Source organism: Cylindrospermum sp. FACHB-282 (assembly GCF_014697195.1).
Classification (GTDB): Bacteria; Cyanobacteriota; Cyanobacteriia; order Cyanobacteriales; family Nostocaceae; genus Cylindrospermum.
Genome location: NZ_JACJRJ010000004.1, coordinates 152,104 through 177,712 on the forward strand (window position 1 = coordinate 152,104; position 25,609 = coordinate 177,712).

16 protein-coding genes are annotated in these 25,609 nt (G+C 42.1%); 5 read left to right on the forward strand and 11 right to left on the reverse strand.

The window, feature by feature from the left end:
- Positions 1-6 precede the first annotated feature (6 nt).
- The gene (locus H6G32_RS03630; RefSeq protein WP_190454884.1) at positions 7-1,698 is read right to left on the reverse strand and encodes a serine/threonine protein kinase; all 1,692 of its coding nucleotides are present in this window, start codon (positions 1,696-1,698) and stop codon (positions 7-9) included.
- Positions 1,699-1,965: 267 nt separating this feature from the next.
- Complete coding sequence (locus H6G32_RS03635) at positions 1,966-2,805, reverse strand: alpha/beta fold hydrolase (RefSeq protein WP_190454956.1); 840 nt, start codon at positions 2,803-2,805, stop codon at positions 1,966-1,968.
- A 346-nt stretch (positions 2,806-3,151) separates the two neighbouring features.
- Here H6G32_RS03635 and H6G32_RS03640 point away from each other — a divergent pair, with 346 nt between their 5' ends.
- The 3 genes from H6G32_RS03640 to H6G32_RS03650 all read left to right on the forward strand — a co-directional run bounded on the left by H6G32_RS03640 (position 3,152) and on the right by H6G32_RS03650 (position 9,500).
- The gene (locus H6G32_RS03640; RefSeq protein WP_190454887.1) at positions 3,152-4,684 is read left to right on the forward strand and encodes a SagB/ThcOx family dehydrogenase; all 1,533 of its coding nucleotides are present in this window, start codon (positions 3,152-3,154) and stop codon (positions 4,682-4,684) included.
- 518 nt (positions 4,685-5,202) lie between these two features.
- Positions 5,203-8,001, forward strand: a complete 2,799-nt coding sequence (locus H6G32_RS03645) for a PAS domain S-box protein (protein WP_190454890.1) — start codon at positions 5,203-5,205, stop codon at positions 7,999-8,001.
- An 8-nt stretch (positions 8,002-8,009) separates the two neighbouring features.
- Positions 8,010-9,500 (forward strand): hybrid sensor histidine kinase/response regulator, encoded by a 1,491-nt coding sequence (locus H6G32_RS03650; RefSeq protein WP_190454895.1) that lies wholly within the window; start codon positions 8,010-8,012, stop codon positions 9,498-9,500.
- A 52-nt stretch (positions 9,501-9,552) separates the two neighbouring features.
- Here the strand turns inward: H6G32_RS03650 and H6G32_RS03655 are convergent, their stop codons facing one another.
- The 4 genes from H6G32_RS03655 to H6G32_RS27025 all read right to left on the reverse strand — a co-directional run bounded on the left by H6G32_RS03655 (position 9,553) and on the right by H6G32_RS27025 (position 14,399).
- Positions 9,553-12,216: a DUF3769 domain-containing protein gene (locus tag H6G32_RS03655; RefSeq protein ID WP_190454898.1), complete on the reverse strand. Its 2,664-nt coding sequence runs from the start codon at positions 12,214-12,216 to the stop codon at positions 9,553-9,555.
- A 205-nt stretch (positions 12,217-12,421) separates the two neighbouring features.
- Positions 12,422-12,538: a photosystem II reaction center protein I gene (locus H6G32_RS03660; RefSeq protein WP_190454903.1), complete on the reverse strand. Its 117-nt coding sequence runs from the start codon at positions 12,536-12,538 to the stop codon at positions 12,422-12,424.
- A 468-nt stretch (positions 12,539-13,006) separates the two neighbouring features.
- Entirely contained in the window at positions 13,007-13,702 is a 696-nt protein-coding gene (locus H6G32_RS03665) for an acyltransferase (RefSeq protein WP_190454905.1), read from the reverse strand.
- Positions 13,703-14,270: 568 nt separating this feature from the next.
- The gene (locus H6G32_RS27025) at positions 14,271-14,399 is read right to left on the reverse strand and encodes a hypothetical protein (RefSeq protein ID WP_255502392.1); all 129 of its coding nucleotides are present in this window, start codon (positions 14,397-14,399) and stop codon (positions 14,271-14,273) included.
- A gap of 1,235 nt (positions 14,400-15,634) precedes the next feature.
- Between H6G32_RS27025 and glgP the strand changes: the two genes are divergently transcribed.
- Entirely contained in the window at positions 15,635-18,199 is a 2,565-nt protein-coding gene (glgP, locus tag H6G32_RS03670; protein WP_190454908.1) for an alpha-glucan family phosphorylase, read from the forward strand.
- On the opposite strand, the gene H6G32_RS03675 is transcribed toward glgP, so the two are convergent.
- The 4 genes from H6G32_RS03675 to H6G32_RS03690 form a co-directional block, all read right to left on the reverse strand.
- On the reverse strand, positions 18,166-18,981 hold the full coding sequence (locus H6G32_RS03675) for a DUF429 domain-containing protein (protein WP_190454911.1): 816 nt from the start codon (positions 18,979-18,981) through the stop codon (positions 18,166-18,168). The genes glgP and H6G32_RS03675 overlap by 34 nt on opposite strands.
- Positions 18,982-19,167: 186 nt before the next feature.
- Positions 19,168-20,397 carry a DNA cytosine methyltransferase gene (locus H6G32_RS03680; RefSeq protein ID WP_242046486.1) on the reverse strand — a complete coding sequence of 410 codons (1,230 nt, stop codon included), beginning with the start codon at positions 20,395-20,397 and terminating at the stop codon, positions 19,168-19,170.
- A 51-nt stretch (positions 20,398-20,448) separates the two neighbouring features.
- A complete protein-coding gene (locus H6G32_RS03685) occupies positions 20,449-20,703 on the reverse strand; it encodes a type II toxin-antitoxin system Phd/YefM family antitoxin (RefSeq protein ID WP_199327979.1) in 255 nt (84 codons plus the stop codon).
- A gap of 134 nt (positions 20,704-20,837) precedes the next feature.
- A complete protein-coding gene (locus tag H6G32_RS03690) occupies positions 20,838-22,409 on the reverse strand; it encodes a B12-binding domain-containing radical SAM protein (RefSeq protein WP_190454914.1) in 1,572 nt (523 codons plus the stop codon).
- 93 nt (positions 22,410-22,502) lie between these two features.
- Here H6G32_RS03690 and H6G32_RS03695 point away from each other — a divergent pair, with 93 nt between their 5' ends.
- Entirely contained in the window at positions 22,503-25,025 is a 2,523-nt protein-coding gene (locus tag H6G32_RS03695; RefSeq protein ID WP_190454916.1) for a tetratricopeptide repeat protein, read from the forward strand.
- Between the two features lie 313 nt (positions 25,026-25,338).
- Here H6G32_RS03695 and H6G32_RS03700 read toward each other — a convergent pair whose 3' ends face one another.
- Complete coding sequence (locus tag H6G32_RS03700; protein ID WP_190454919.1) at positions 25,339-25,494, reverse strand: hypothetical protein; 156 nt, start codon at positions 25,492-25,494, stop codon at positions 25,339-25,341.
- Positions 25,495-25,609: the final 115 nt, after the last annotated feature.

Here is a 25,609-nt window from a genome sequence, read left to right on the forward strand (position 1 = left end):
ATTTGGCTACAAAATATTGGGTATTGTCTTGAAGTTCTCTACTGAACCTAGAGAGTAATCTTCTAATTTGAAATCTGCAAAAGGCTTTTTCTCCAATCTGTCTCTTAAGGCTTCATCGAGAATTACGCCTTCAGATTGTTTTTTGACACCAATAATGATAATGCTTCGCTGATAAGCTGTTGAATCTTGATTTGCTTGACAATCAACTCGCTGAAATTGTCCTAGGTTTAATAATCTATAACCTTTGACGCTTGGTGTATTGTTAAATAACTTTTTCGCTAAAAGTTGTATTTGCTGAGAACGTTCTAAAGCACGTCTTTGTTCAGCGGTAACTTTACCTTCACAAGAAGCTGTACCTACAGAGATAATCTCACTAGGGTTTTCCATCAGCTTTTGTATACCTTCTTGTTCTAAATTCGATCTTAAAAGGTCGAGACTAATAATTTTATCGTTATATTTGATTTGAAAGTTGCTGCCTAAAAGCCATTTGTATTCTACTGATAAAACAGCGATGTTAAATTCGGCAACTCTTCCTTGACTATCTTTACCTTCTTCGTAGGGGAAATAATCAACTTTGCCTTTTCTCTCTGGAGCTTGTCCGTAATTGGCAGATGCTGCAAATTTGGTTGTTTTTGTTGCTAAGGCTACTAGGCTAACTATGCCTAATGAAACTAATAATGCGGCAAATAATGCCAGTAGGGGTACTTTTTCTGGCTGTTTTTCTTGGGTTAATAAGGTTTTGTTAGTAGTTGGCTGGGGAAGCTGTGCAGTTCTAGGAATCCCTATGACATTAACTGTTGCAGGGGTAGTTCCTGTTGGTTGACAATCAATTTCTGCTAGTTTCTGCAAAATTTGCTGGGCGTTGGCGGGACGGTTTTTTACTTCTGGTGCTATTAGCCAATCGATTAGATTTAGTAGTAAGGGTGCAATATTGGTGGCATGATTTCGCCAGTGTAAAATATCATTTATTTCCCAGGGCTGTTGTCCTGTTATTAAAAATATAAAGGTGCGTCCCAAGGCAAAGAAATCTGATTGCACCACAGATTGACCATTCATTTGTTCTAGGGGACTGTAGCCGGAGGAAGTAATTGCTGTCATTCCGCCGCCGTTGGCGAGATAGGTTCTTGTTACTTCTCTGGCGGTGCCAAAATCAATTAGCACTAACTGCCCATCGGGGCGAATCATGATGTTAGATGGTTTAATATCTCGGTGTAGATATTGTTGGTCATGTACTACTGCTAAAATTTCTGCTAGCTGTTTTAACCAGGCTATTGCTTGGGCTTGGGAAATGGGGCGATTTTGCTGTTGTTTTAGCCACTGTTCTAAGTTGGGGCCTTCGATTTTTTCCATGGCGATGCAATGCAGTGTTAAACCGTTTCTGGTTTGATACTGAAAGTAACTATCTACGTTGGGAATACCAGGATGGTGTAACTGTCCGAGTACATTTACCTCTTGCTGAAATAGTTCTACTGCTTTGGCATTGTTTGCTAATTGTTCTTTGAGTACTTTGAGGATTTTTGGGGTGTCTTGTTCATAAGCCTCATAGACTTTACTAAAGCCGGTTTTGTCACTCAATAGGCGCATTACCCGATAGCGTCCTAGCAATTCTAGTTGGGAACCACAACTTTGACAAAAGCGATTTTCGTCGTTATCGGGATGGTTTGGTTGAATGCAAACTGGATTAATACAAAGGCTCATAATATATATTGTGTAGGATTGATTATTTATAGTATCTGTGAGGCTGGTAATGGGTTATGGAAATAAAACAATCACAATCAGGATTTAAGGATGAAAGGATGTGCAGGATTAATCTTGATCAGGATTTAAGGATGAAAGGATGTGCAGGATTAATCTTATAATCTTGCTCCAATTACCAATTACCAATTACCAATTACCCATTACCAATTACCAATTACCAATTACCCATTACCAATTACCCATTACCAATTGACTTGTGAGGTTGTTTCATTTTTGTTCGGCTAAGAAAGCTGCTACAGTTTGGTTAAATTCTTGAGGGTGGGTCAAAAAGGGCCAATGATTGCCGGGAACTTGGCTGAGGCGGAGGTTTTGGAGATAGGTTTTATAGGGTTGAAGTTGCCAATTTTGTCGGTTTACGCCTTTTTCTGGCTGTATAAAGAGGGCAGGCGTATCAAGGGGGGTGATGAAGCCGGGTACTTGCATGACTGCTTCAAAAATGCCATCACGGGCGGCGATTGTAAATTTGCTACCCCAGCTACCATCTGGTTTTTGTTCTATTCCGGCTTGGAAGATTTGCTGTTGTCGGGGAGTCCATTCTTGGAATTGAGCTAATTGTCGTATTTGTTGTTCGGCTGCTTCATAACTGGCAAAGGGCCCCATGCTTTTGAGGAAAGGCAAGACGCGATACAACAGGGGAAAGGTGATTTTAAAGAAGCTGGGAATTTTCCAGATGAAAATTGGATCAACTAAAACTATACTCCGCAGGCGTTGTGGTTTTTGTCTGGCCCAGATGGCGGCTAATTTACCTGTCCAAGAGTGACTGACTACATGGGCAGAAGACCATCCTAGTTTATCCATGAGTGCTTCTAGGTCTGCGATCGCACTTTCAAAACTATAATCGCTATCAGGTTTACTACTGTCACCATGACCACGCATATCTGGTGCAACTATGTGGTAGTCCCCTTCTAGGTATTCTCCTAAGTTAGACCACACTAAGGCATGGTCTCCTAAACCATGTAACAGCAGCAAAGGTTTTTCACCTTCTGGATGCCACTCTAGGTAAGAAAGTTGGATATCTGGCTCTGAAAGGGTTTGACGTACAGGCATCATTGCAGATGGATGTGAGGAGAAATAGCTTCGCGCTTAATATAGTACTGCGAAAAAACCCTTTCTCTTTAGAGAATGCCTACTCATTCCCTTGGGAAAAATCTGGACAAAATTGGTAAGCCAACGCTATTTGGCGGCTTTGAGAATTTCGTTTTCACCTAAAATATTGGATTATGCCACCCTCAAGGGTCTGAGTTTACCCATCTAACGAGTAGATTTTGGATAACTTTAATGAAACCCCAACAGCACATTTATCTTTTACAGATTGTGTGAATTAACACGAAACAATGAGGCTGATGAATGCCAAGATCAGAAAAAAGCAAGCCTTTAGGGTATTGAAAGTACTATGCCAGAAATTCACCAATCTATTGCCCAGCACTATCACGAACGGACTAAATACGACCCTGAGACTTTGTCCGCCAAAAATCAGAGGTTGGACTGGTCTAAGCAGCCTGTGCCCTTCAAAGAGTACAAAATTGGCTCAGATTTTGACCTCAAACCCTACATCCAAGACAACTTTGATGGACTTGCTGATAATCCAGATGCTCGGTGGTGGCAGAGGCTTTCACAAATGCTGTTTCGCAGCTATGGACTGACGGCCAGAATGCCTTCTATGGGTAGCGCGGTGTATTTACGGGCTGCCCCTAGTGCCGGGGGGTTGTATCCGGCTGAGGTATATGTGGTTTCCCGTGGGACGCCGCTATTGCCACCTGGACTGTATAACTACCAGTGTCGGACTCATTCTCTGATGCATTATTGGGAAAGTGATGTTTGGCAAGCTTTGCAAGCAGCTTGTTTCTGGCATCCAGCCCTAGAAAATACCCAACTGGCTATAATTACAACTGCGGTTTTTTATCGTTCTGCATGGCGCTACGAAGATCGGGCTTATCGCCGCATTTTTCTGGATACGGGGCATTTGTTGGGCAATATAGAGTTAGCTAGTGCGATCGCTGATTATCGCCCCCACTTAATCGGTGGCTTTGTAGATGAAGCAGTCAACAATCTACTTTATATTGATCCCCAACAGGAAGGTGCTACTGCTGTCTTGGCTTTGGCAGACTTGTTAGATATCAAACAAAATTTGCCTCTGGGACGTACTGCTTTACCTTCTGCTACTGAAACTAATTATCCGCAAATCCCTGATGGGGAACTGCTGAAATATTTTCATCTGCATACCCAAATCGAACCGGGTACAACTGGTAAGTTGAATTTACCGGAGGTAAAGCCAGAAAAAACCTTGGAGGATAAATACAATTTTCCTTTCTGTCTAAAAATCCCCACGGTGACTATGCCGATTAACTGGGGAGAAAATCTCTCAGAACTGGATAACACCATACTCAAACGACGCTCTACCCGTGCCTACAGTGGTGAAGATTTAACTTTTGATGAACTGAAAGCTTTACTTGATTTCACCTATCAATCACAAAATTACATCGACCAAAATTTAGATAGTTCTCCAGACTACTTTGATCTAAATTTAATCGAAACATTTATTGCTGTCTCTGGGGTGAAAGGTCTGGAATCAGGCTGTTACTATTACGCGCCTAAAGCGCAGGAATTACGACAAATCCGGTTTAAAAATTTCCGGCGAGAGTTACACTTCCTTTGCTTGGGGCAGGAGTTGGGGCGAGATGCGGCAGCGGTGCTGTTTCATACTGCTGATTTAAAATCTGCGATCGCTCAATATGGCGATCGCGTTTACCGTTATTTACATCTGGATGCGGGACATTTGGGACAAAGGCTGAATTTAGCCGCAATACACCTAAATTTGGGCGTCAGCGGCATCGGTGGCTTCTTTGATGACCAAGTAAATGAAGTTTTGGGAATTCCCGCCGATGAGGCTGTTCTCTACATCACCACCCTGGGAAGACCAAGGTAAGCAATTCAAAATTCTCTCATTCAATATGCCGTCGCCCTTGGCCAAGTTTTCAAAGTTGGTATTACTATCGCCCACTACCAACCCAATTTGTGCTAAACCTGATTTGGGCAACAGTTTTGTCGCCCAATGCCACCGCTAGTCATAGTTGCGCCAAGCAAAAACTGGCGACGGCTCAATCCTTGTAAATTTTCTGGATTCATAAGTTAAGATATTGGGTTAAAATACCACATACAATTTAATTATTCGTCATTCATTGATTATCAGGGCTATTTCCTTCTCCATAACCGCCATGACTTACGTCACGCTGCCCTATCAAAATGAATTCTGAGTCTAATAGGGAAAGTCGTCTTTAGACGACTAAAAGCAATTTCAATACCGTTTTAACGGAATTGAGTTATTAGCCCTGAACTGAAGTTCTAGTTATGTCTAGAAAAAAATAGCCCGGCATTGATTACAACGAACTGCAAAGGTACATAAAATAAATTTCTACTGTAAATATTTTTGTAAAATCAGCAGCCATGCTATTTCCTAAAAATGAAAGTCAACGGCTAGAAGTACTCCATCAATATCAAATTTTAGATACAGCATCAGAAGCAGTTTTTGATGAAATTGCTCAACTGGCGGCGGACTTTTGTGAAACACCCATTGCTCTAATTAGTTTAGTTGATGCAGAACGGGAATGGTTTAAGTCAAAAGTCGGATTCAATATATCAGAAATTCCTCGCAGCCTTTTTTTTGGTAGTTACACTATCCTAGAAAGTGAAATTTTGATCATCCCAGACACTTTAGAGGATGAAAGGTTTGCTGTAAATCCCCTGGTGATATCAGAACCCTATTTCCGCTTCTATGGGGGAGTTCCCCTGATTAATTCTAGTGGCTTGGCATTAGGTTGTCTTTGTGTAATTGATTCTGCTCCTCGAAACTTGAGTGTTAAGGAACAAGCCGGATTAAAAAAATTGGCAAATTTAGTAATTAAGCATTTAGATTTACATCGGCAAAAAATTATTGATGAGAGCCAAAGCAATTTTAATCTCCTATTCTTTAATCATCCCAACCCCATGTGGATTTATGATCGGCAAAGTCTAAAATTTTTAGAGGTGAATGAAGCTGCGGTTATTCAATATGGTTACTCTCAAGCCGAGTTTTTGCAAATGCAAATCACAGATATTAGTCCGCCAGAAGATTTACCTGTGTTGCTGGAATATTTAACTCAAAATCTCGATTATTTAAACTTTTCTGAAAAATGGCGGCATACTCGAAAAGATGGTCAAAATATTATTGTAGAAATTATTACGCACTCAATAGAGTATGCTGGTTACAATGCTCGGTTGGTAGATATACGAGATATTACAGAATACAAACGAGTGGAAATGACCCTTCAGGAAAGCGAGGCTAGATTCCGAGCTATTTCTCAAGCAATTCCTATTCCGTTAGCTATTTATCGGTTAGCTGATGGGTTAATTTTATATACTAACCAAGAGTTTATACAAACATTTCGGCTGTCTCCAGAAAGTTTAGTTAATCTCAAAGCTTCAGATTTATATCAAGAGCCTGCTGAACATCAGAAAATATTAGAGCTTTTTATCAAACAAGCATATCTTGATAATCATGAAGTCCAACTTAAGAGAGAAGATGGTTCTTTTTTCTGGGCACTTGCTTCACTTCAGGCTTTAAATTTTAATCGAGAATTGGCAATCTTAACGGTGTTTTATGACATTACTGATCGCAAAAATGCAGCAGTAAAACTCCAAGAACAAAATGAGTTTCTGCAAACCATCTTTGAGAATATTCCGTTGATGATTGCACTCATTGATATCAACGGTAAAGTTCAATGGGTAAACCAAGAGTGGGAACGTCTTCTTGGCTGGACTTTTAAATATTTAGAAACTCGCGATGTTTTTGAAACTTTATATCCCAATCTTGAAGAACGTCAGTATGTGATTAATTTTATTCAGTCTGCACAACGGGTTTGGGGGGACTTTAGAACTCAGGCGCAGAATGGTAGTGTAATAGATACGTCTTGGACTAATGTTAGGCTGGCAAATGGTCAAACCATCGGTATCGGCAAGGATATCACAGCACGGAAGCAAACTGAACAGGCGCTAAAGGCTCAGGTTGAGCGAGAGCAATTAATGCGAACTATTGCTGAACGGATTCGTCAATCTCTCAATCTCCAAGATATTCTGAATGCAACTGTTCAAGAAGTGCGGGCTTTGTTAAAGGTTGAGCGAGTAATAGTTTTTCAGTTTTCCTCGGATATGAGCGGTACGGTTGTAGCGGAATCGGTGGAAACTGGATGGACGGTTGCTTTGGGTAGCGATATTCAGGATAGATGTTTTCAGATAGGTGCTGGACAAGAGTATCATCAAGGGTTAAGACGGGCGATCGCCAATATTTACGAAGCCGGACTAACTGATTGCCATCTTAACTTGCTAGCACAGTTTGAGGTTAAGGCCAATTTAGTTGTACCAATTTTGGTAGAAGTTGGTGGTGAAAATACTGGCTCTCGTCTTTGGGGTTTACTGATCGCCCACCAATGCAGTAGTACAAGGGATTGGGAAGAACATCAATTGGATTTGCTCGATCAGCTGACAGTGCAAATTGCGATCGCCATTCAACAATCCAGCATATTTCAGCAGGCTCAAAGCGAACTAGCTCAGAGACAGAAAGCTGAAGTTAAGTTAAGAAGCGCCTTAGCTGAAAAAGAAGTTTTGTTAAAAGAGATTCATCATCGAGTTAAAAATAACTTGCAGATTGTCTCTAGTCTGTTGCAACTCCAGTCTCACACAATCAAAGATCCTGAAGTCATCAGAGCTTTGAGAGAAAGCCAGAATCGGATTGAGTCTATATCTCTGATTCACAAAAACTTATACACTTCCCCAAATATTGGACAACTTGATGTTTTCGACTACATCAATAACCTGGCAGCAAGTCTGCTAATTTCTTATCAAATACAGCCAGGGAGAATCGGTCTAGAAACTAATATAGATTCAGTTAGTTTGAACGTTGACCAAGCTATTGCCTGTGGGCTAATCATCAATGAATTAATCTCCAACGCCTTAAAGCACGCGTTCCCCGATCAACAAACGGGTACAATTAACATCAGTTTACGTAATAATACTAGTAGTATAGAGATGACTGTGCAAGATAATGGTATTGGTTTACCAGATAATTTAGATTTGAGAAATACTGTTTCTTTGGGTCTCTCGTTAGTTTATGACTTGGCCACAGAACAGCTTGAAGGCAACATTACTGTAGAACGTAATCAAGGAACAGTATTCAAGATCCAATTTCCACAGTTAAACGGGCACAAGTAAATATTATAATGGGGCAAGCTAAAATTTTAGTTGTTGAAGATGAAGTGATTGTGGCTAGAACTATTGCCAGCCAACTCAATCAGCTAGGGTATATAGTTACAGGTACAGCTTCTTCTGGAAAGGTTGCCATTGCCAAAGCATCAGAAACTCAACCAGAAATAGTCTTAATGGATATTGTCCTCAAAGGTGAGATGGACGGTATTACTGCCGCTGGTTATATTCGTGAGCATTTAGATATTCCTGTAATCTACCTCACCGCTTATGGTGATGACAATACTTTAGAACGGGCAAAAATTACTCAACCCTTCGGTTATGTTGTTAAACCATTTACTATCAAAGATTTACGTATAGCTATAGAAATTGGTCTCTTAAAACACCAACTAGAACGTGACCTGCGGGAAAATCGAGACCAGTTAGCAACCCTTTTAAATTCCATGAGCGATGCTGTAATCGCCACCAATGAACAGGAAATTATCACATTCATCAATCCTGCTGCCCAAATTCTGACTGGCTGGCAGGAAAAAGATGCTATCGGTAGCGACGTATCTAAGGTTCTACGTATTGTCGATGAAATTACAGAAACTACCCTAGAAAACCCCGTAACCAAAGTGCTACGGGAACAACGGGTTGTTTATTTGGGGGAATTCACATCTCTAATTACTAGAAATGGCAAAAAAGTCCCAATTGGCGATAGTGCTTCACCCCTAAGGCGGGGGACTGACGCTATTAGTGGTGTAGTAGTTGTTTTCTGGGATCTTAGCGAAAAGCACCAAGCACAAATCCTAGAGAAAGCCTTGGAGAAGGAGCAAGAACTCCACCGTCTCAAGTCTCTATTTATCTCTACAGTTTCTCATGAATTCCGTAATCCCTTGACTGTGATTCAATCGGCAGTAGAACTCATAGAAATGCAAGGGGCAAATTTGACAGAAGTAAAAAGAAAAACCTATATAAAGCGAATTAAGAATGCTGTGCAATCCATGAAAAACCTCATGGAAGATGTACTGTTTATGGGTCGGGCTGAGGCTGAAAAACTTGAGTGCAACACTGCTCCCTTGAATCTAGAGCGATTCTGTCAAGAGCTAATTGAGGAATTTGATGCTACTGAAAATAGCTCCCAGAAAATCATCTTTACCTGTCATAGTCATCATACAGATGCTGTGATGGATCAACAACTCTTAAGTTATCTGTTTGGGAATTTACTTTCCAATGCAGTTAAGTATTCTCTCCCCGGTGGAGAAATTCATTTTGACCTCACCTGCGATGCGGTTGCAGGGGTAGCAATTTTTCAAATTCAAGATCAAGGAATTGGCATTCCGGAAGCAGATAAAACTCGACTTTTTGAATCTTTCTATCGAGCCTCGAATGTGCAATCTATCCAGGGTAATGGACTAGGGTTAGTGGTTGTCAAAAGGTGCGTTGATGCTCACCAGGGCGAAATTAAGATGACAAGTCAAGTTGGTGTCGGCACTACATTCACAATTATTTTGCCAATTAATTGAATTTTGTATCCCTTACGGGAGCCATAGGCTCTATGAGAGAATTTTGAACTTCTTAATTATCCTGTCGCACGCCACGCACAACTGGCTTAACATCGTCTCCAGAAAATGGATTAGTTCCACCAGTCCAGTTAAAGTCACTAATGCGGATGCTGAAGCCACCTAATTGCAGTACTGGGTTGTAACGCAAGGTAATTCCATAGGTGCGGCGACTATATTCCAAAATGTAGTCGGTGCTAGTTTCTTTACCTGTATCTAAGTTAACTGATGTTTGAAAACCTAAGCGCAATGGCCCATAGAGTTGCTGTGATAACCCAGCACTCAGCACTCTGTTATCAACAGAACGGTCAAACAAAAAGGGCGATAATCCGCTGTTTAAACCCTGGGAATAACTGATATTAAAACCGGTATAATCTAAATAGGGGCGAGAAAATTGCCCAATCTGCCCTACCAAGCCAATTGTCCCGGTTAAGGTGCTTTGGTTATCACCACTGCTGTAATAACTGGAAGTACCTGTGAGTCCAGCGAAGGCTTGCAAGTAAGGAACTACAGGGTTGGGTGTGTATCGTAATCCCCCCGTGGGAGTGGATGGTAATGGTTTCCCTCGCCACAGCAGTAAACCACTACTGAGAGCAGCGCTACCTTGTACGCGACCTAGGGAGATGCGATCGTTTTCTCGTTTTGGCTTGAGTAAGTCTTGGCGATCTGTGTTGGCGTCGATATACTGAGCGCCTCCTTGATAGCTAAGGTTGATGCCGCTTTTGCCTAAAGGAATTACTGGTGAGATGATGACGCCGCCAAGACTACTTTGAACGGTTTGATAGCCGAGGGTACCATTGTAAAGGCGATCGCGATAGCTATATTCTAGATTTAAGAAATGGGGATTAACATCGCCTAAAGTCTGGCGCAACCGCAAACTCCCCCGCAAATTATTTTCTACCTGGGTCAAGTCAAAACTGGTTAACTCTCCAGAACCCTGGACTTTAGTCTTTGGACTTAAAACTACATTCAGTCTCGACTTTACACCAAACAGCGATCCTAAGTTATCCCCGTCTTGGAGAGATTTTTGCACGAAAAATTGGGGGGTGATGCTCCATCTCGCCTGTTCTGTATTGACCGGTTCAAAGGCGCGCTCAACAAACAACCCGCCCCGCTTATCTCCATCAAAACCCAAGGAGACGATTGTCGGAGTAACTTCTCGCTCCCGTCTGTCAATCGTCCGTTGATCCAATGGAATAGGTAGGGGGACTTTTTGGTCAAACACTAAACGCTGACGCTGTGTAGTGATGCGGTCAATCAAGGGTGCTTGTCGCGTCAAGGTGACTTTAGACGCCCGGATTTCTAACTCTGGAGGTGAAAAGGGGTCATTGGTAATCCGCACGTCCCTAGCTTGCCAGCCCCGTGGATAGAAATCAATCCGTTGAGCTTCAAATCGTAGCCGCTTGACTTCACCGCCTGCTTTCGGTGGTGGAATGTTTCTCGCGTCTGACTGACCACCAAAGCTAAAATCAATTCCTCCTGGACTACCCACACCGACAACGGGCTGATTAGCTCGAATGCGATTGCTCGGCGGGGATTTGGGTACTCCACCCGCCGTCACATCGGTAGGTAAGAAAGCAAAATCTGTTGCCGTTGTGGGTATATAAATCTCTCCACTACCATTTTCTAACTCCCCACTATCTTGAACAAAGTTATAGGTAAAGCGTTGTCCCCGCAGTACCTGATCGCCTCTAGTCAAGGCAACATTACCTTCCCCCACCGCGATTAAATTGTCCAAATTTACTTGCAGGCGATCGGCATCCACCACCGCTCCATCAAATCGCACCACCACATTCCCCACAGCTGTAACAATCCGCCGCTGCTCATCATACTCCTGGCGATCAGATGTCACTTCCACAACACGCTCTCTCACTGGCGGCGTTGTCTCAGATGGTTGACTTTGTCGCTGTTTTGTGTTCTCACCCTGGGGTGGAGTTGGTTGGGTGCGGGGCTGGAATTCTATCACAGAGGGCGTTGATTGTTCGTTAGTCTGGCTGCGAGACTTGAACTCAATAATATTTTTTCCTGGTTGAGAACTCGGTATATTTTCGGGGGATGAGACAGAGAGATTAATTTTACCCGCCGAATCCTGTTGTGTAGTAATAACACTTTGCCCTTGTGGTTGAGCTAATTTATCAGCTACTAATTGTGACTTAGGCGGCAATAACTTTTTAGATAGAGTTGTATTTATTTGTAGAGAACGAATAGAGTCCGTTTTTTCGGCTCCTGTCTCCCCATTTCGCCCAGTATCTATCTGAGAATGCAACTCAGGATGATTCTTTATAACTGTTGGGGCAACTTCACTAGAAACTTGAGGAAATTTAGCATCTGGTGTATTTTCGCTACCACCGTCATCAGTCTTAGATGCTGAAAGCGGTGGATAACCAACTGCCAGGGGCTTTCCCAAAAGTCCTGCATTTCTAGAGGCAGTGAGGGGAGAAAATTCCGGGGGAAAAGTTTCTGGCCTAGGGACTGTGGAGAGGGTTTCGGCAACTACTACCTCATCCTGATTTGCCTTGATGAGAGTTGGCAAATGCCGAAAATTCCCCGTGTTTCCTGGACTCACAAATTGCTGCGTCTCGGTTTCAGCTTCGATAACTACAGCAGAGGAGATAGAATTTCCAGGTTTTAAAGGTTCGATAATGGAAGGTGGAACAGGCGGCAGAACTGGATGAAGCATATCTCGGACAAATCAAACTAAGTCATGTAGCAAACAGTAGCTGGAAGGATTAATTACACATTTCCCTTCCGACTTTTGCCTTCTGCCTACCTATAGCAAGTCACCAGAAGGAGAACACTGTGTTGCCCTTCAGTGAGATGCAACCAGTGTTCAGGGCGTTTAGTGTTTTTCACCTTCCAGCAGTCGGGAGCTATTTATCGAGTTTTTACTCTAAATCCCGACGTCCAGGGTTACGCGCTGGGTCATTCGACAAAAACCCAAAGACAAAAATACCTACGAAGAAGGCAACAACAATATAAACAGCGATTTTTAAAGTCAACATAGAAATATCTCCAAAGGGTATGACAACAAGAAGCTCTCTCTGAGTGATTTTTCATGCAGAAAAGATAGCTCCTATATATTACCCACATCTCGTCCTTTTTTGGAGGACTAGGATGAGAGAGTAGAACTTAGCACTTTAGGGTGGCGCTATGGTTTGTCTGACTTGTAGATGTCCCTAAAAAATTCCCGGCTAGATTAGTCTTGTGACGTTAGTTGAGGGCAGATGTTTCCCATCTGAGAAACAAATCTGCACTACTCTCAATTTAGGCAAGCCATGTCTCTAGGACTTACTTCCTTGGGAAATTCATCCTAATTTTGGGGTTTTTTAATGGTGTTTTGATGCGTCAAGAGACGCATCCTACCCGTAGCGTGCGTTCCCTAACGCACGGATTAAGATTTTCAATGAATAAAACTAGCCCACATATTTAGCATTTTTTGTCAATGCGTAAGTCCTTGTGTCTAGCAATTTTCAGTCAGGATATTTTACTAAATCCTTAACAATTCGGCTTCTGATAGCTTTTGCAGGTGTACCTACGGCAACAGAGAAGGGAGGAATATCTTTAGTCACAACTGCTCCTGCACCAATGACACTGCCTTGACCAATAGTAACGCCATCTAATACTGTCACTCCATGGCCTAGCCAACAGTCATCCTCAATCACAATTCCCTTACGAGTAACACCTTGACTTCTTATTGGTGAGTGGGGATCACTAAAAATGTGATTATTGGCATATATTCCGGAGTGGGCTGCAATCATACAGTGTTTACCGATTTTGATGTCTCCAGGCCCAGCAATACACACATCTGGAGCAATGAAGCTATTTTCATCAATGTATATACAGGTGTCTTCTAAGCACCCTATATTTACGTTACGCTCAATTGCTACTTGATTACCTATGTGAATTCTATTATTTGGGTGTCCTTTGGCATCTAAACGCACACCTTTGAAAATATATACTCCATTGCCAATTTCAATACCATTCGTATTGATAAATTCAACGCCATTTTGAATAAAAACTTGGCTGCCCATCTGGGCAAAAATACTCCGATATACTAAAGGTCGCAACTTAGCACCTAAAGCAATTGTGGGAATATCGCTTAATAAAGTAGTAACAAAAAGCTCTCTTATACGTTGCATTTTTAAGGAATATTGTTGGTTCTTCATGGTTACATATCTCTCAAGTAAATTGTTGTTGACAGTGTTGATAATTTGTTGGCTCTCTATCCCATATCTTGGTATTGCTACCTATGCTGATATTTCAATACCTATGGCTACCCTGAGAATTGCTACACAAATTCCCTAATATTTGTAGATGGTATCTTCAACACTTAAAACCCAGATTCATCGGATGAATATATGTGAATTATCTAACTTAAGTGTTGTAGAATCCCTCTGTCTGGAAATACATTAACTAGACTGCATTAATCAGCCAACATCAATGCATGGCTGTATCAAAACTCAGACTATGAAATTGGGTAGTTGAGATGGGCTAGTTGTTCGGTTGTCTGGAAAATTTGAAAAGCTTGTTATGCAAATACCGATATAGTTGTTTGCCTTGATTACAATTTTGTCAGGCATTTTCTATCTTTCGCTACAACTAAAATCGACAGCATTTTTTCAACAAAGTTACATCTATTTAGGTCAGACTCTTGCTAACAAAAAATAAAAGTTTGCCTAATATATGTAGTTATTGTTGAATCATTTGGGTATTTATGCCCGATATAAAATTAACCTAGGGTGGAGTATCTCCCACTTCTGCCATGACATTAAAGTTGGCCATCGGTGCGAACAAGTAAGCACTTCCCCGATTGTTATGACGGCTTTCTTGCAACGTATTTTTAGGGTATGCTGCTCTAAACATGTTGCACACAAATGAGTTACAGATTAACCAAATCACGCTGGTAATAACATGAATGGCTTTTATTAATAGATGTTTTTAACGATAACATAGTTTGCTTTTGATGGAGCATTCTTTGTAGCAAGTTTATTTGAATATTATTTCTCTGGTCAAATTTAAGCTTTTACCAGTTTTATAAGTAGCGAAAATAGCAATATCAAATATTCTTATATATACAGCAAAAATTTTATCTAACAGGAAATTATATACTTTCATCCTGCTCTAAGCTTACTTCGCTGGTAGGTTGGTTTGAATGGTAGTAAAAAATAATTTAATGCTAAGTACTTTGATGCCAGTCGCTAATCGTGTCTACCTGGCTCAACTTGGACTAGGAGAATTTTGGTAATTTTATTTTGGCAAGCCAGTAATTTCCGATGTCCCTCCCACATACAGCATTTTTCGGTTAATTAAGTAGGTTGGCGTAAATAATTTAAGGTTGGTAGTGAGGATTTTAGCTCTACTTTGTTGGCGTAGCGTCTGGTATCGCCTAGGGTCGACCACAGGAGATAGAGAGGGCTGAAGCCCTCACTCACTACGCGCTAATTTCAATATTTTTTAGTTTACTTAACATAGTTTGATTTCTTTTCGCCTACTTACTTAGACTACTGTAGAGACAAGTCATGTTTAGTTTCTAGACGGGGAAAGAGTTTCTGTTGTGTGGTTCATTTGCTAGAAATGGCTAAACGTGTAACCTGATACCCTAAACCTGCTATACTCAGTAATGTCACTTAGGAGAATCGGCTAGAGGGAGAAATTACACAAATTTTTTCTTTCATAGTTCTTTGCTGCCACTGTACAACCTATTTTATAAAGAAATAATTAAGAAAATCAACTTTTACTTGAGTAGCGATCGCCAGTTCTCACCCTCTGAGTAGATTCTGTGCCTAGAGCAGTTGACAACATAAATCTAAAATAAATGTTAAATATAAATATTTATCAACAAAAATACTATCTTTAGATTGATTTAAGTATTGAGTAAGCACAAATAATTAAATTTTAATAGCCTGAGTAAATGTTTAAGGTAAACCCATAGACTCCGAAAGTACATTAGTGTAAACTTTAGCATCGACGGAAAGAATGATTCTCAATGCTTAACAAAGTCATCGCATTTTCACAAACACAGTATAAAAAATTGGCTACTTTGGGTACAGACAGTAAACAATAACCGTAAATAACTAAACTTGGAGTTTTGACAAACTATGCAGCCAATTCGTACATTCAATGTATCCCCTTCGCTACCGTCGCGACTCGAACCCCTGCGGCGATTAGCATACAACTTACACTGGGATTGGAATGTTGAGACTAAAGATGTATTTCGCCGCTTAGACCCTGACCTGTGGGAGTCTAGCCATCATAACCCAGTGTTGATGCTTGGTACTATCAGCCAAGGACGGCTGTTGGAAGTTGTGGAAGATGAAGGCTTTCTGGCGCAAATGGATCGCGCCAACCGTCAGTTAGAAGATTATCTTCAAGAACGCACCTGGTATCAGAAACAACGGGGCCAAGATGCAAAAGAATGCTATGCCTATTTTTCAGCTGAATTTGGACTTGTAGATTGCTTACCGGTTTACTCTGGTGGTTTGGGCGTTCTCGCTGGTGATCACCTCAAATCGGCTAGTGACTTGGGGCTACCGTTGGTTGGCGTCGGCTTATTATATCAGCAAGGCTACTTTGCTCAGTATCTGAATGCTGATGGTTGGCAGCAAGAGCGCTACCTGATGAACGATTTCTACAATATGCCTTTGCACCTTGAGCGCAATGCCGATGGTTCTGAACTGCGGATTGCGGTAAATTATCCAGGACGCAAGGTATACGCCAGAGTGTGGCGCGTACAGGTGGGAACGGTGCCTTTGTATTTGTTGGATACCAACATTGAACCCAACAACAGTTACGATCACGACATCACAGATCAGCTGTATGGTGGTGATATCGATATGCGTATCCACCAGGAAATCATGCTGGGTATCGGTGGTGTGCAGATGCTCAAAGCCTTGGGTTATGAAGTCACGGCTTATCATATGAATGAAGGTCACGCGGCGTTCTCTGCTCTAGAGCGTATCCGCACCTTGATTCAGCAAGATGGTTTGAGTTATGCCCAAGCTAGACAGGTTGTATCTTCTAGTAATATCTTTACCACTCACACGCCAGTGCCGGCGGGTATTGATTTGTTCGCTCCTGACAAGATTCTGCATTACCTGGGGTACTATGCAGATATCTTTAGTTTGCCTAAAGAGCAATTTTTAGGATTGGGACGAGAAAATACTGGGGATTTATCTGCGCCTTTCAGTATGGCGGTGTTAGCCCTGAAGATGGCAACATTTTCTAATGGTGTGGCGCAACTGCACGGTGTAGTATCACGGCAGATGTTTCAGGGTTTGTGGAAGAAGGTGCCTGTAGAGGAAGTACCCATCGCCGCAATTACTAATGGTGTTCATGCTCGGAGTTGTGTTTCTAAATCAACTCAGGAGTTATACGATCGCTATTTGGGGCCAAATTGGTCATCAGCACCACCTGATAGTCAGTTGTGGGAACGGATGGACGCCATACCTGATGAGGAGTTGTGGCGCAATCACGAACGCTGCCGCTTAGACATGATTTTGTATGTGCGGGAGCATTTAGTTAAACATTTGCGCGATCGCGGCGCTTCTGCCTCAGAAATTGCTCAAGCCCAAGAAGTTCTCGATCCTAATGTGTTAACTGTGGGCTTTGCCCGTCGTTTTGCTACCTACAAACGCGCTACCTTATGGATGCGCGATTTAAACCGGATCAAGCAAATTTTGCTGGGGAATAAAGACCGCAAAGTCCAATTTGTAATCGCTGGGAAGGCACACCCGAAAGATATTCCCGGTAAAGAACTGATCCGCGATATCAATCACTTTATCCGCGAACAACACTTAGAAAAACAAGTGGTGTTTGTGCCTAATTACGACATTCACATCGCCCGGTTGTTGGTGGCAGGTTGCGATATCTGGTTAAATACACCACGTCGTCCACGGGAAGCTTCTGGTACTAGTGGCATGAAGGCAGCGATGAACGGATTGCCAAATTTAAGCGTACTAGATGGCTGGTGGGATGAGGCTGATTATGTCCGCACCGGTTGGCCGATTGGACATGGTGAGAATTACGAAGATCCCAATTACCAGGATGAAGTGGAAGCCAACGCTTTCTATGATTTGCTGGAGAAGGAAGTTGCACCTCTATTTTATGACCATCGGGATGGTGATGGCTTGCCCCGTCCTTGGGTTGCTAAAATGAAGAATGCTATCCGCTTAAATTGTCCGTTCTTTAATACAGCGCGGATGGTACGTGAATATGCACAACGGGCTTACTTCCCCGCAAGCGATCGCTACCATACTCTAATTACCGAAAATTACGCCCCAGCTAAGGAATTGGCTGCTTGGAAGTCAAAATTAGCTGATCACTGGTTTAATATCAAGGTCAAAGATATTGACGTCTCGGCAGCTTCAGATATTGAGGTTAACCAAACTGTGTCTGTCAAAGCCAAGGTTGATTTGTCGGTTTTGACTAATGATGATGTGCAGGTGGAACTCTACCAGGGTGCTATTGATGCTCATGGTGAGATTGTCAATGCCAAGCCAGTGGTGATGGATTACCAAGGAATTGATCCACAAGGTTTGGGTATTTACACGGGTAATATCACCTATACCAGTTCTGGTTTGCAAGGTTTGTCTTTGCGCGTGTTACCAAAACACCCATACTTGTCTAGTGCTTATGAACCTAGGTTGATTGCTTGGGCTGAATAAGCTGATTTGGGGATGACAATGTAGCCTGTGGTGCGATCGCCTAATACTAGGTTACGTTGTTCTCCCCAATACCACCAGTGTGCTGCAACATAAGCGCAAATTAGGCTATCTAGTTGATCTTCTACTGCTTTGAGTGCTGCACCTGTGGTGGGGATTTCATGAGGAAACGAACCGCCAAGACGCCCGCGCAGCAGCGATGCCCGTTGGCGTAAGCCTGCCGTTAGGCATAGGGCTGTAGGACGCCAAGAAGGTTCGAGGGTGGGTAGGATATTGAGAATATAATTTTGGAGTTTGATTAGTTCTAGGCGGCGCTCGTTGAGGCGTCCTTTTTTGTATTTGAGGATGCGTTGGAGGTTGAATAGGTTAACGATGGCTGGGTGGGGAAAGACTTCTATTTGATATCTGCCGGGTTTTTGCGGTTCGATGGTTGGGGCGTGGGCAAATCCGCGTGATTCTAATTCTAAGCCAAAGTTGATGGTGCGATCGCTAAAGGGTAAGTTTTGGTTGGCTGGGTAGCATCCAGCATGATATTTACCAAAGTATTTGTGGCTGAGTTTATCGGGTAAGCGACTCCCGGTAGCGTTGGGGATGAGGGTGGGTGCATCTACAGCAATCATGGCTGGTTCGTCTGGTTGGACGGTTTTATCAATCCAGGTGAGGATATCTGCAATGAGTTCTAAGCGATCTAAATCTAGTAGTTGCAGTTTTCCGTCTATTAATTCTAAGCAACATAGCCCGCTTGGTTGCGATTTCCAGCCAAAATCAACACCGATAAATTTCATTATTATTGTAAATACGGTTTTGCGATTATTGTCGCATTTTTCCCATTTTTGTAGTCACTTGGAACTCTCTCAATCAAAAACTAACTCAGTCTGCTCAAAACTGGTAAGGTTAACCATGGGTTTAGAGTTAAGGAATTTCCAATTAAAAAAATATCTAATCGGTAGGGACACAGCACTGCTGTGTCCCTACAAGTCTTTGATTACTCGATAATTTATTTTTTGGGATTCCCTAAGTACAATTTCATTTAAATAAGGAATCAGCGCATAACCAATACACTCTGCTAAACGTGGCGGGACAGCATTACCAATTTGCCACATAGCTTTTTTCATTGTACCAGCGAAAATAAACGAATCGGGAAATGTTTGTAATCTTGCCATTTCTCTAGCTGAAATCACCCGATTTAAATGTGGGTGAATGTGAGTACCTCCATGATTTTCTTTTACCGTCATACTCGGTTTACCAGGATATTGTCGCTTGAAAGCATCGACATATTTTGTATATAAAGAACCACCAGGAGGAACTTGAGCAATACGTTCCATATATTCTGCTGAATGTTTAGTCCATTCATGGTTAATTTCTGGTATTCTAGTATATGCTGGTAAATCAGAAATGGCTGATTCAATAGGTTTATATTCTTCTGGCAATAACTGCGCCTTAGGATAGGGATTTGGCATTCCAAATCTGTTAGCTATAAAAATAGCTCTTGGTCGAATTTGTGGAACTCCGTAAGCAGCAGATTCGAGAATTGCTACAGAAATATTTGGATAACCAATAGACTCAAAAGCCTCAATAATTGCTTGTTTAACGTTACCATTTTGAATTGTCAAAATTCCTGGTACATTTTCCATGACGACATACCAAGGGCGGATTTCTGAAACAATCCGCACAAACTCATAAAATAACCGATTTCGTGGATCTTTGGGATCACGTTTTCCAGCTACAGAAAATCCTTGACACGGTGGCCCACCAACAACAAGATGTATTTCAGGTGAGCCGATTTGTTGCAACCAATTTTGAGAAGAAAGTTTTTCAATATCTCCACAGAAATGATGACATTTTGGGAAATTGTTTTGATGAGTTTCCGAAGCAATAGGGCTAATTTCCGCACTGGCTAATGGTTGAAATCCAGCTTGTACTAGCCCTTGTGTAATTCCCCCTGCACCACAAAATAGATCCACAAAAGTATAGTTAGATAATGGCGTTGGTACGGAACCAATATCAATAAATAGCTTGTATGAATCGGTGTCGTTTTGCTCTAGTTCGCGTTGAATACGTTGATAACGTCCTAACTTAGGTTTCTTTTGTTTTTTGTTAAGATTATGCTGCTCTTGATTAGGAAAAAAAGAAAGTTGTATTCCTGGCATTTGTTGCTTGATATCGATATATGCGGAATTAGAAGATTCTACAATAGACATCGACAAAATTTAAATATGTTTTATCCAGAACCTTTGTAGAGACGGGTAAATTCATACACTTCCTGTCCAGAACTCATCAGGTAAAGGCTGATCAAAATCATCGCTTGTCCAAATTGCTCCAGAATGTAAGCCTGGGGTACGGGAAGTAGAAAGGGGAGGCTGTTCTTTTGACATTGTTACCAAACAAGCCTGGGGAATACTACCTTCAGTCAGAACAATTTCTTTACCTTCAAGCACTAGAGATAATAACTCTTTGACGCTTATTTGTGATTGATTTACATCAATTGTAATTGGTAGGATAACCAAGTTTTCTAGATTGAAAGATACCTATTTTTTATTATAGATTATAGGTATCTACTATTATTTATATTGGAATCACAGATAAAAAATCAATTTTAATCTGTGTTTATCTGTGGTTCCATTTTCCTGAAATTGCCTTTTCAACGAGCAGAAGATAACTGATAACTTGCTTCTAAGACTGGTTGGTGCTGCAAATCTTCCAGTTGTGCTTCTAGTTGCGCTTTCACCTCATGGCGAAAATTGAAAAAGTGTTCACCTACACCCAAAGCTATCAAATAGTCGTAGAATAGATGTGGTTTCTGGAGTGCGATCGCTACTAACTGCCACCAAAACCGCCACCTAGTAGAACGCACCACACCCTGACGCCAGCAGATAGCAAAGAAAAAACGTACCTCCTGCCAAGTAAACTGGCGTTTGTTCTGGGGACGCCAACCTTCCATCATGATAAAATGGCGAAATGTGCGTTTGAGATAAGGTAGCGGTTCGTATAAATTCCAGAAAGTAGTGATAAACTCGTTGACAACTTCTGCCATTGGACGTGTGGGAACAAAATTCATCAAAGACTTCTGAGAAGTAAAGTATTTAGTAAACCCCTCAAGTAACCGTCCTTCTTTTTGCAGACGAGTCCACATTGCCGTATTGGGTAATGCACCCAGCAAACTGAGATGTGCTTGAGGAATACCGGTTTCTTCAACAAAGTCCTGAATGCGTGTACCTGCACCAGCACGTTCATTATCAAATCCTATAATAAAGCCAGACATAATTTGCAATCCTGCACGGGTAATTTTATCGCATGATTCCTGCAAAGACTGACGTGTATTCTGTTCTTTATTAATTCCCACCAAGCTCTCAACATCTGGGGTTTCAATCCCCATAAACACAATTGTGATCCCTGCCTTTACCATTAAATCTATCAGTTCGTCATCCTCAGCTAGATTTAACGAAGCTTCTGTAATAAAAGTAAATGGATATTTGCGTTCTTCCATCCAGGGAATTAAAGCGCGTAAAAATACCTTAGCATTCCGTTTATTGCCAATAAAATTATCATCAACCAAAAATACGTAACGATGCCAGCCCATTTGATAGAGAACTTCTAGTTCAGCTAACATCTGTTCAGGGGTTTTAGTGCGCGGCTTGCGACCAAACAAGTTGATAATATCGCAAAACTCGCACTGAAAAGGACATCCCCTAGAAAACTGCACCGTGATTGCATAGTAGGCATTTAAATCGAGCAAATCAAACCGAGGTATCGGCGTTTGGGTAACATCCGGTTTTTCTGAAGAACGGAAAACACCTCTTTCTTCTCCCCTTTCCAAAGCTTCTAAGAACATGGGGACGGTGCATTCCCCTTCATCTAAAATTAAGTAATTAGCGCCCGCTTCGAGAGCAAATTCTGGTACTGATGTAGGAAAAGGGCCACCCACTGCCACTTTTTTACCTAACGCAACTGCTTTTTTAATTAATTCCCCTAAATCTTGCTGCTGAATAATCATTGCAGAGATGATTACTAAGTCGCACCATGCCCAATCTGCATCTGTTTCTAGACGGACATTGCGATCGCTAAATCTAATCTCCCAATCACTCGGCAACATCGCTGCCACCGTGATTAAACCCAATGGCGGATTTGTGGAGCGTAAACCCGCCAAATCAAGAGTTTCCTGGTAAGACCAAAAAGAATTGGGCATTATCGGCCAAAGTAGCAAAGCTCGCATAAAATACCCTTTTAGTTTTAAACTATACAGGTTTAGTAACTAACTATCAATCCGCCCTCAGGCACAGATTTTGTCGCTTTATCCTTCAAAATAATGAATAACCCAAAATCCTTAACGCCCTGGCAGCGACGACAATTGGAGGAACGACAAAATACATTTTTGAAGGAGTGGGAGCTTCTTAGTCAGAAGATCAAAGACATACGGCTAGATTTGGCAATTGAGGCAGGGACGACGGTAAAGTTTCAGTTGAAACAGCAACTTCAGGAAGAAGAAGCGAAACAAAAACAGTTAGAAGTAGAACTAGATGAAATTGAACAAAAGTTAAATCAGGAAGCCGTCTCTACCTCAAAAAATCCTCTCCCTGTTCCAGCAAAATCTAACAATTTATCGCTTTCTACTTATAATTCAAAAACCTGGGTAGGGCGTGACGCACTGATTACAGAACTTACCGAAAGACTTGAGGAAAAATGCCGAATCTTAGCACTGACGGGCATCACAGGCATCGGTAAAACAGCACTTGCAGAGCGGTTAGTGGTAGAAATTCACCGCAATGGTTTACAGTTCCATCGGCTCAACTTTGATGATAGGGGACAGGGAACAGATTTCATTAGTGGGGCGCTTTCTCTGTTACCGAAGTTGGGCGAAACGGTGACATTAGAAGACCAGAAAGACCCACAAAACGCACTTAAACACCTGCTGCAAACTCTGAGAAATAATAAATTTCTGGTGCAGATTGATTCGGTGGAGATGCTTTTGCAGGGTGATGATGAGAGTGGATGGAATGCCTTTGTAGATAACCTGTGGGTGGAATTTTTTCATCAATTGCTAGCTGGGGGAGAATGTCAAAGTCAAATCTTGCTTACAACCCAAGCGTTATCGGAAAAATTGGAGATAGAAGGGTCGAGTTATCCCAATTATTGGTATCGTCAGGATTTGGGTGGTTTGTCAGCAGCAGAACAGTTGCAGTTGTTTGAGAAGAACGGGTTAAAGCCTGATGAGTTGGGAACAGAGATTTTAAAGCGCATTGGTAATCTGTATGAAGGTCATCCTCTAGTGATTCAGGTGATTGCAAAGGATATTTTGGATAAGCCTTTTTATGGAAATGTGCAGAAATATTGGCAGCGATACCAAGCTGAATTTGATGAAGATGAACGTCGCAAACAGAAAAGTACATCATCTCGTAAGTTGCAATTGCTGGTAAAAGAACGGGTGAAGAAGTCCTTGCAGCGTTTACCATCGGATGCTTATCAAATGCTGTGTTGCAGTTCTGTGTATCGTCGTCCTGTCCCGGAAGGATTTTGGTTGGCAATGTTGGCAGAAGATAAGCAGGATAATGCGTTGGAGTTGCTGAAGTCTCACCACTTGGCAGAGGAAGAGTTGAGAGATGACGGGGTGCTGTTGTTGCGGCAGCATAACCTAGTTAGGCAGGTTACGCGTAGTTTGTTGAGAACGGATGCGGCATTGTGGAGAGAGACAGAACGCACAGCAGCGCGGTTGTGGCTGAATGAATATGAACCAGAACCGGATGCACCCTATTTGGAAAAGGTGCGGGGTTCTCTGGAAGCCTTTCACCATTATTGTGAAGTGGAGGACTGGAAGGTAGCTAAAGCAATTCTGATTGATCAGAAAGTGGGTGATCAACTTCTGGGGTGGGGTGAATATCGGGAAATGCTCCCACTTTATGAGCAGCTTCTTGGTAAGTTAGATGCTGCGGTAGATGTGGTTTGTGAGAAGGGCATCGGGAATGCTTATCGGAATTTGGGCAACTATCCTCAAGCGATTGAGCATTATCAGCAGAGTTTAGCGACTGCTCGTGAAATTAGCGATCGCAAAGGAGAAGGCAACGCGCTGGGCGGTCTAGGCATTGTTTACAAGTCTTTGGGAAAATATCATCAAGCGATTGATTACCTTCAGCAATGTTTGACTATTGTCCGTGAAATCGGTTATCGACGGGGAGAAGGTCTTGCAATGGGCAACCTGGGTAATGTTTACAACTCTTTGGGCAACTATCCTCAAGCGATTAAGTACCATCAGCAAGATTTGACTATTGCTTGTGAACTTGGTGATATTCAGGGAAAAGGGCGTGCAATGGGCAATCTGGGCAATGTTTACGTGTCTCTGGGTAACTATCATCAAGCGATTGACTACCTTCAGGAATGTTTGACTATTGCCCGTGAAATTGGTAATCGGCGAGGAGAAGGGATTTCACTATGCAATCTAGGCAATGTTTACGAGACTCTGGGTAACTATTCTCAAGCGATTGACTACCTTCAGCAATCTTTAACTACTGTTCGTGAAATTCCTGACCGACAGGGAGAAGCGATTGCACTAGTTAATTGGGGCAAAACACTGCTTAAGCTTGAACAGTATCCGGAAGCTCAACAACGTTTACAGACATCTCTAGATATCTTCAAAGAACTGGGTGAGCGTCGTAGTGAAGCAGAAGCCCTCCTCAGACTGGGTGAACTCCACCACAAAACAGGACAGCTTGACCTAGCGCGGGAGTTTTACGCTCAAGCTCATTCCCTTGCCTCAGTCCTGGGTATTCCCCTACTCAAAGAGTGTGAAGAACTCCAAGGGATGCTGGCAGCCGATGCAGCAGCAGACATACCATAATTTTCGCCGCAAAGCTTCAAAATGGTGATACACAAGTTCCAGATTGCCCAAGGGAATAAAATTCGCGGCTACACAAACCTTCGCGTAGCGTCCCGTAGGGATAGTCCGCATCCCCAGACTAACAAAGATTAAAACCTGGAAATAAATTTCCGGCTTAAAGCTCAAACCCGTTTTAACGGGTTAAGAAAATGATTCTAGTTAGCTTTAGCTAACTTTAGAAGAAACAGACGGGAGTTTGAAAGCCCCGGAGGAACAGGCGCACAGCGCCATACTCCGTACTTCAGACCGGGGATGAAAAACGACTCGGTAGGCTTTAGCCTACCTGTAATATATCTGTAATTTCAGGTAGAGTATCAAGCAATTCCTCTACAACTTGGGCAATAGTTGTATCTTTTTTTTTTGCAGCATACAACCGCAGTTTATTCATTCTGCGTTCGGTAATTCTAATGTGTAATTCTTTTTTTGTCATATATGACACAATGACGACACACTTATGTTAGCATACAGGTAAGGAGGCAAAACAAATGTATGGATGCCAGCAAAATTTAATTAATCCAAATGAAGAGTTAAAAGCAGTACTTGAG

Excerpts from the sequence above, each read along its gene's own strand:
- H6G32_RS03630 (WP_190454884.1), bottom strand. The coding sequence starts at position 1,698 with ATGAGCCTTTGTATTAATCCAGTTTGCATTCAACCAAACCATCCCGAT.
- H6G32_RS03645 (WP_190454890.1), top strand. The coding sequence starts at position 5,203 with ATGCTATTTCCTAAAAATGAAAGTCAACGGCTAGAAGTACTCCATCAA.
- glgP (WP_190454908.1), top strand. The coding sequence starts at position 15,635 with ATGCAGCCAATTCGTACATTCAATGTATCCCCTTCGCTACCGTCGCGA.
- H6G32_RS27025 (WP_255502392.1), bottom strand. The coding sequence starts at position 14,399 with ATGTTTAGAGCAGCATACCCTAAAAATACGTTGCAAGAAAGCCGTCAT.
- H6G32_RS03680 (WP_242046486.1), bottom strand. The coding sequence starts at position 20,397 with ATGTCTATTGTAGAATCTTCTAATTCCGCATATATCGATATCAAGCAA.
- H6G32_RS03650 (WP_190454895.1), top strand. The coding sequence starts at position 8,010 with ATGGGGCAAGCTAAAATTTTAGTTGTTGAAGATGAAGTGATTGTGGCT.
- H6G32_RS03690 (WP_190454914.1), bottom strand. The coding sequence starts at position 22,409 with ATGCGAGCTTTGCTACTTTGGCCGATAATGCCCAATTCTTTTTGGTCT.
- H6G32_RS03675 (WP_190454911.1), bottom strand. The coding sequence starts at position 18,981 with ATGAAATTTATCGGTGTTGATTTTGGCTGGAAATCGCAACCAAGCGGG.
- H6G32_RS03665 (WP_190454905.1), bottom strand. The coding sequence starts at position 13,702 with ATGAAGAACCAACAATATTCCTTAAAAATGCAACGTATAAGAGAGCTT.
- H6G32_RS03660 (WP_190454903.1), bottom strand. The coding sequence starts at position 12,538 with ATGTTGACTTTAAAAATCGCTGTTTATATTGTTGTTGCCTTCTTCGTA.
- H6G32_RS03700 (WP_190454919.1), bottom strand. The coding sequence starts at position 25,494 with ATGACAAAAAAAGAATTACACATTAGAATTACCGAACGCAGAATGAAT.
- H6G32_RS03640 (WP_190454887.1), top strand. The coding sequence starts at position 3,152 with ATGCCAGAAATTCACCAATCTATTGCCCAGCACTATCACGAACGGACT.
- H6G32_RS03655 (WP_190454898.1), bottom strand. The coding sequence starts at position 12,216 with ATGCTTCATCCAGTTCTGCCGCCTGTTCCACCTTCCATTATCGAACCT.
- H6G32_RS03695 (WP_190454916.1), top strand. The coding sequence starts at position 22,503 with ATGAATAACCCAAAATCCTTAACGCCCTGGCAGCGACGACAATTGGAG.
- H6G32_RS03635 (WP_190454956.1), bottom strand. The coding sequence starts at position 2,805 with ATGCCTGTACGTCAAACCCTTTCAGAGCCAGATATCCAACTTTCTTAC.